The following is a 6,472-nucleotide window of genomic DNA, read 5'->3' on the forward strand; positions in this document are numbered from 1 at the left end:
TCTATCGGACTACTGTTTGTCGCAATCGCCATGCAGGTCTCCGGAGAAGTTGGCGTCGTATCAATACGATCTGCTTTTGCGCATTATCATCCTTTTTATTATTCAGAAAAATAGGCAATAATTAAAATCATTTTTTAAATAACTTAAATAATATAAAATCGTCATCATGGACAGGCTGGAATCGTTACGGGTGTTTTGCCAGGTAGTGGAACTGAACAGCTTCAGCCGCGCTGCTGAACAGCTGGAGATGTCGAACGCCACCATCACCAACCATATTGCCGCCCTTGAGCGGCATTTCGGCGTGCGCCTGCTGAACCGCACCACCCGCAAGATTTCGCTGACAGACGATGGCCACAGCTGTTACCAGCGCGCGCAGCGCCTGCTGGGCGACATGAGCGAGCTGGAAGACGGGCTGCAGGGCCGGCGCGTGACGCCGCAAGGCATCTTGCGCGTCGATGTGCCGACCGTGATTGCGCGCATTTACCTGGCGCCGGCCCTGTCGCGTTTTGCCGAACTGTATCCGGAACTGTCGATCAGGCTGAATGTGGGCGATCGCATGGTCGACATGGTGGAGGGACGCGGCGACGTCTGGATCCGTATCGGCGAACTGAAGGATTCGAGCATGGTGGCGCGCCGCATCTACCAGACCCGCAACCTGTGCTGCGCCTCACCCGCTTTCCTGGCGCAGCACGGCGTCCCGCAGACGCCGCAGGAACTCGGCGATTTCCGCTGCCTGGCGTTCATCCACCCCAACAGCGGCCAGAACGTGCCATGGACTTTCAGCAAGGGCAAACAAGAACTGAGCTGGGCGCCGCCCGGCAATATCGCGATCAACCACGCGGAAACCCTGATCCACGCGGCCGCCAGCGGCGCCGGCATCGTCCAGCTGCTGACGCTGTCGCTCAATCCGCAGATCCGCGCCGGCCTGCTGGCGCCGGTCTTGCCGGACTGGGCCACGCCGGGGCCGCCGGTGTCGGTGGTGTATCACCAGAGCCACCAGTTGTCGGCCAAGGTGAGGGTTTTTGTCGATTTTGTTACAGAGCTGTTTGCCGCTATCGATTAGAGTTTCGTACCATTATGTTTTTTAGCCAGGAGAGAAGTCATGCATTGGGTCTATCTATTGATCGCCATCGTCGCCGAAGTGATTGCCACCAGTGCTCTGAAAGCCAGCGCCGAATTCACGCGGCTGCTGCCGTCGATCGTGGTGGTGGTGGGTTACCTGACGGCCTTCTATTTCCTGTCGCTGACCTTGCGCACCTTGCCGGTGGCGATCGTGTATGCGATGTGGTCGGGCATCGGCATTGCGCTGATCGCGCTGGTCGGCTGGCTGTTCCTGAAGCAAAGCCTGGACGCCGCGGCTTTGATCGGCATCGGCCTGATTGTTTCCGGTGTGCTGGTGCTAAACGTATTCTCGAAGTCGGTCTCGCACTAAGCTTGCTTCATGTCTGCCACAGCGGCGGTTCATCCATCAGCGCGATCTGCTCGCGCAGCTCCAGCACCCGGTCTTGCCAATAACGCTGGGTGTTAAACCAGGGGAAGGCCACGGCGAAAGCCGGGTCGTCCCAGCGCCGCGCTATCCACGCCGCGTAATGGATCAGGCGCAAGGTGCGCAGTGCTTCGATCAGGTACAGCTCGCGCGTATCGAAATCGCAGAAATCTTCATAACCGGCCAGCAAAGAACCCATCTGCTGCACCATGTCGCGCCGTTCGCCCGACAGCAGCATCCACAGATCCTGTACCGCCGGTCCCATGCGGCTGTCGTCGAAATCGACGAAGTGCGGTCCGGCGTCGGTCCACAATACATTGCTGCCGTGGCAATCGCCATGCAGGCGCAAGGCGCCGACGCTGCCGGCGCGTTCGAAACAGCGGCGTACGCCATCAAGAGCCTGCGTCACGGTGCTGCGATAGGCTTCCAGCAGATCCTCCGGCACAAAGCCGTTGGCCAGCAGGAAAGCGCTGGGTTCTTCGCCGAAACTGACGATGTCCAAGGTCGGCCGGTGCTGGTAGCTGCTGAGCGCACCGACTGCATGGATACGGCCGAGGAAGCGGCCCAGCCACTCCAGCGTGGCGCTATCCTCCAGTTCCGGCGCGCGGCCGCCGTGCCGTGGAAACACCGCGAAGCGGAAACCGTCGAACTGATGCAGGGTGCGCCCGTCTTCCGCCGCCCATGCGGCCACCACTGGAATCTCGCGTTCAACCAGTTCCTGCACGAAACCATGCTCTTCCAGGATGGCTTCATCGCTCCAGCGCTGCGGCCGGTAGAACTTTGCCACCAGCGGCGGCCCTTGCTCCATACCGATCTGGTACACACGGTTTTCATAGCTGTTGAGCGCCAGCAGGCGGCCATCACCGTGCAGGCCGATGCTGTCGAGCGCATCCAGCACGGTGTCGGGAGTCAGGGTAGAAAATGAGGCTGGGCTTGGGATAGTCATGTCGGCTATTGTAAGCGCCAGCGGCCTGTTCACCGCATCGATTACACTAATACTCTTGCATCGTTCACTATTGCCGGGAGCAGCTTGTGCCAGCCATCGCCCTCAACCACTACAACCTGCGCGCACCGCGCGCGCTGTTATTGCAGCTGAAGGAATTCTATTGCGAGGTGATCGGCCTGGAAGCCGGCGCGCGGCCGCCTTTCGACAATTTCGGATTTTGGCTGTACGCCGGCGACCAGGCCGTGCTGCACCTGAGCGAAGCGCGCGCCGATGATATCCGGCATACCGATACGGCCACCACCTTCGATCATGTCGCCTTCAGCTGCGTCGATCCGGAGCAAATGGAAGCTTGCCTGCAGGCGCATGCACTGCCCTACCAGGTGGCGTTTGTGCCGTCCATGCAGCAAAAACAAATCTTCTTGCGCGATCCGGCCGGGAACGGCGTGGAACTGAATTTCGCACATGTAAGCTAGCAAATAAGCTAAATAGCAAATCGCGCTTTCGTGGCGCATCTCCAGGCAACATCGTTTTACGATATCGCTTCCTTGCCTGACAGTCCGCGCCCATGCATGCGTTATCGCCAATTATCGCCAGATTGCTGAGCACCCTGCTGCTTTGCCTCTTTCTCAGCCGGCCATCCATCGCAGCGCCGGCGACAGCTCCCGCAGCACCGCCGCTGATGCTGGCCAATATCTACCATCCCGGCATCACCCTGGCTGATTATTGGGTCAGCGAAAAACTGGACGGCGTGCGCGGCTACTGGGACGGCGAGAAATTGCTGACGCGCGGCGGCCAGCGGATAAACGCCCCGCCCTGGTTCACCGCCGGCTGGCCAAAAACGCCGCTGGACGGTGAACTGTGGGCCGGCCGCCGGCAGTTCAGCCATGCGGTTTCCACCGTACGCCGCGACATGCCCGACGATGCCGCCTGGCGCCGCATGCGCTTTATGGTGTTCGACCTGCCGGCGCATCCCGGCAGTTTCGACCAGCGCCTGGCCGCCTTGCAAAGCAAGCTAGCCAAACTTGCCGTCCCCTGGCTGCAGCCGGTGGCGCAGATCAAACTAAGCGACCATGCAGCCTTGCAACGTTTGCTGCAGCAGACCGTCAGGCAAGGCGGCGAAGGCCTGATGCTGCACCGGGGCGCTTCGCTTTACCGGGCACAACGCAGCGACGACCTGCTCAAGGTCAAAACCCACGAGGATGCCGAAGCCAGGGTCATCGCCCACCTGCCCGGCAAGGGAAAATACCAGGGCATGCTGGGCGCTTTGCTGGTGGAAACACCGGACGGCCTGCGCTTCAAGCTCGGCAGCGGCTTCAGCGACGAGCAGCGGCGCCGGCCGCCGGCGCTTGGCAGCGTGGTGACTTATCGCTTCCGCGGCTTGAATCCTAGCGGCAAACCCAGGTTCGCCAGTTTCATGCGAGTATATGAACAGTAGAATTTGTGGGATTTAATGAAATATTTTGCAAGCAGAAGGTGTTTCGATCATAAAATCCGTATCCCCCAATTTTTAAGCGCTTATCTCCATGAATCTCGACGAACCCCTCTCAGACAAAGAATTTGACGAACTGGACGACTTCCTGTTGTCCGATCGTTGTGCTGAAGACAGCATGACCATGGATACCCTGCACGGCTACCTGACGGCGCTGGTGATCGGTCCGGAGCAGGTGCTGCTGGGCGAATGGCTGCCGCATGTGTGGGGGCCGTCGCTGAAGGATGCGCCGAAATTCAAGTCCGACAAGGAATATGAAAAGATCGTCGGCCTGATTGCACGCTACATGAATGAAATCGCGGTCACGCTGGAAGTTGCGCCGAAAGAATACGAACCGTTGTTTTGCGAGCAGGAATACGAAGGCAAGTCGCTGCTCGACGGCGAAGCCTGGACTTGGGGTTTCTGGGAAGGCATCAACCTGCGCGCCAAGGCCTGGGAGCCGATCTGGCATTCCAACCTGGCGACAGTGGTGCGGCCTATCTATCTGCTGGGTGCGGAAGAGCTGGAAGAAGAAGAAATGGCGCTGCGCGAAGATCCGGTGCAGCGCCATAAGCTGGCGGTGGAAGTGGAAGCGGCGATTCCGGAAATCTACCGCTACTGGCTGCCGCACCGTAAATCCGCGGTGACCACCATCCAGCGCGAAACGCCGAAAGTCGGCCGTAATGACGAATGCCCTTGCGGCAGCGGCAAGAAATTCAAGAAATGCTGCGGCGTCGATTCAAAAGAAGATTAAGCAAGACGGCAGGTGGATGGGCATCTACCCGCCGCCGTATTACTCTTTGACGATTATTCCTTGATGAAATGCTCGCGGTAATAGCGCAGTTCCTCAATCGATTCGATGATATCCGCCAGCGCGGTATGTTTCTGGTGCTTCTTGAAACCGCTGGCCAACTCCGGTTTCCAGCGGCGGCACAGTTCCTTCAGGGTCGATACATCCAGGTTGCGGTAGTGGAAAAACGCTTCCAGCTTGGGCATGCCGCGCGCCATGAAGCGGCGGTCCTGGCAGATGGTGTTGCCGCACATGGGTGACTTGCCGTTCGGCACGTATTTCTTCAGGAATTCGACCAGGGCCAGTTCGGCCTCGCTTTCGGTCACGGTCGAGTTTTTCACTTTTTCGATCAGGCCGGAGCGGCCGTGGGTGCCCTTGTTCCAGGCATCCATGCCATCCATGATTTCGTCGGGCTGATGGATTGCAAATACCGGGCCTTCCGCCAGGATATTGAGTTGCGGATCTGTCACCACCACCGCCACTTCAATGATGCGGTCGCTGTCCGGATTGAGGCCGGTCATTTCCATGTCGACCCAGATCAGGTTGAATTCGTTAGGCCGCACCGGCGCCGCTGGAGTTGCGGTGGTAGCGGCGATGGCAGTAGATACGTCGGCGGCTTGTGACATAATTGTTCTCTTCGTTATATTTGGCTAAGACAGGCCCGGCAATTGTTTGCGCAAGCCATAGAAGGGCTATTTTCTCACATAGGGACTACATGTCTTCATTTGCATTTTCGGTTTTGTTTGTGGTTTTCCTGGCAATCACCCTGGTGGTGCGCTTTTGGCTGAGTTCGCGCCAGATCCGGCATGTTTTAGCCCATCGCAGCGCGGTGCCGGCTGAATTCGCCGAAAAGATCCCGCTGGCGGCCCACCAGCGCGCTGCCGACTATACCGTCGCCAAGACCAAATTCGGCCTGTTTTCGATGCTGGTGAGCGCCGCCGTGCTGATCGGCTTCACCCTGCTGGGTGGTTTGCAATGGCTGTCCAGCGTCATGTTCAACTGGGCCGGCCCTGGCATGGTCTATCAGATTGGCCTGCTGGTGGCGTTTGCCCTGATTTCCGGCCTGATCGACCTGCCTCTCGATTATTACAAGCAATTCGTGCTCGAAGCCCGTTTCGGGTTCAACAAGATGACAGTCAAGCTGTTTTTCGCCGACATGCTGAAGAGCAGCCTGATCGGCGCCGCCATCGGCCTGCCGCTGATCTGGGTGATATTGCAACTGATGGCGAAATCGGGCGGCCTCTGGTGGTTCTACGCCTGGCTGGTGTTCAGCGCTTTCCAGCTGCTGATGCTGGTGCTGTTCCCGACCGTGATCGCACCGCTGTTCAACAAATTCACCCCACTCAACGACGACAGCCTGCGCGACCGCATCGAAGGCTTGATGAAACGGGTCGGCTTCGCCTCCAAGGGTCTGTTCGTAATGGATGGCTCCAAACGCAGCGCCCACGGCAACGCCTACTTCTCGGGCTTCGGCGCCGGCAAGCGCATCGTGTTTTTCGACACCTTGCTGGCGCGCCTGGCGCCGCATGAGATTGAAGCGGTGCTGGCGCATGAGCTGGGCCATTTCAAGCTGAAGCACATCGTCAAGCGCATCGCCGTGATGTTCGCGATTTCGCTGGCGTTCCTGGCCTTGCTCGGTTACCTGAAGCAGCAACTGTGGTTCTACACCGGCCTCGGCGTCAATCCGCTGCTGCTGGCCGACCTCAGCAACAACGATGCGATGGCGCTGATCCTGTTCATGCTGGCGCTGCCGATCTTCACTTTCCTGCTGTCGCCGCTGTC

At 59.0% G+C, this 6,472-nt stretch carries 8 protein-coding genes; 6 read left to right on the forward strand and 2 right to left on the reverse strand.

Annotation, left to right across the window (positions count from 1 at the left end; genetic code table 11):
- Positions 1-166 precede the first annotated feature (166 nt).
- Both JWQ61_RS11330 and JWQ61_RS11335 read left to right on the forward strand, forming a co-directional pair.
- A complete protein-coding gene (locus tag JWQ61_RS11330) occupies positions 167-1,063 on the forward strand; it encodes a LysR family transcriptional regulator (RefSeq protein WP_304360622.1) in 897 nt (298 codons plus the stop codon).
- 39 nt (positions 1,064-1,102) lie between these two features.
- Positions 1,103-1,432: a multidrug efflux SMR transporter gene (locus JWQ61_RS11335; RefSeq protein ID WP_120234926.1), complete on the forward strand. Its 330-nt coding sequence runs from the start codon at positions 1,103-1,105 to the stop codon at positions 1,430-1,432.
- Between the two features lie 7 nt (positions 1,433-1,439).
- On the opposite strand, the gene JWQ61_RS11340 is transcribed toward JWQ61_RS11335, so the two are convergent.
- A complete protein-coding gene (locus JWQ61_RS11340; RefSeq protein ID WP_304360623.1) occupies positions 1,440-2,432 on the reverse strand; it encodes a serine/threonine protein kinase in 993 nt (330 codons plus the stop codon).
- Positions 2,433-2,518: 86 nt separating this feature from the next.
- Here JWQ61_RS11340 and JWQ61_RS11345 point away from each other — a divergent pair, with 86 nt between their 5' ends.
- From JWQ61_RS11345 to JWQ61_RS11355, 3 genes are all read left to right on the forward strand, one after another.
- Complete coding sequence (locus JWQ61_RS11345; protein ID WP_304360624.1) at positions 2,519-2,905, forward strand: VOC family protein; 387 nt, start codon at positions 2,519-2,521, stop codon at positions 2,903-2,905.
- A gap of 92 nt (positions 2,906-2,997) precedes the next feature.
- Positions 2,998-3,867, forward strand: a complete 870-nt coding sequence (locus JWQ61_RS11350) for a DNA ligase (protein ID WP_304360625.1) — start codon at positions 2,998-3,000, stop codon at positions 3,865-3,867.
- An 88-nt stretch (positions 3,868-3,955) separates the two neighbouring features.
- On the forward strand, positions 3,956-4,654 hold the full coding sequence (locus JWQ61_RS11355) for a UPF0149 family protein (RefSeq protein ID WP_014007204.1): 699 nt from the start codon (positions 3,956-3,958) through the stop codon (positions 4,652-4,654).
- Between the two features lie 53 nt (positions 4,655-4,707).
- Here the strand turns inward: JWQ61_RS11355 and orn are convergent, their stop codons facing one another.
- Entirely contained in the window at positions 4,708-5,316 is a 609-nt protein-coding gene (orn, locus tag JWQ61_RS11360; protein WP_304360626.1) for an oligoribonuclease, read from the reverse strand.
- A gap of 89 nt (positions 5,317-5,405) precedes the next feature.
- Here orn and JWQ61_RS11365 point away from each other — a divergent pair.
- The coding region (locus tag JWQ61_RS11365) for a M48 family metallopeptidase (protein WP_304360627.1) at positions 5,406-6,472 on the forward strand (1,067 nt) is incomplete at its 3' end.

The sequence above is a fragment of the Collimonas fungivorans genome, from assembly GCF_028292705.1.
Classification (GTDB): domain Bacteria; phylum Pseudomonadota; class Gammaproteobacteria; order Burkholderiales; family Burkholderiaceae_D; genus Collimonas; species Collimonas fungivorans_B.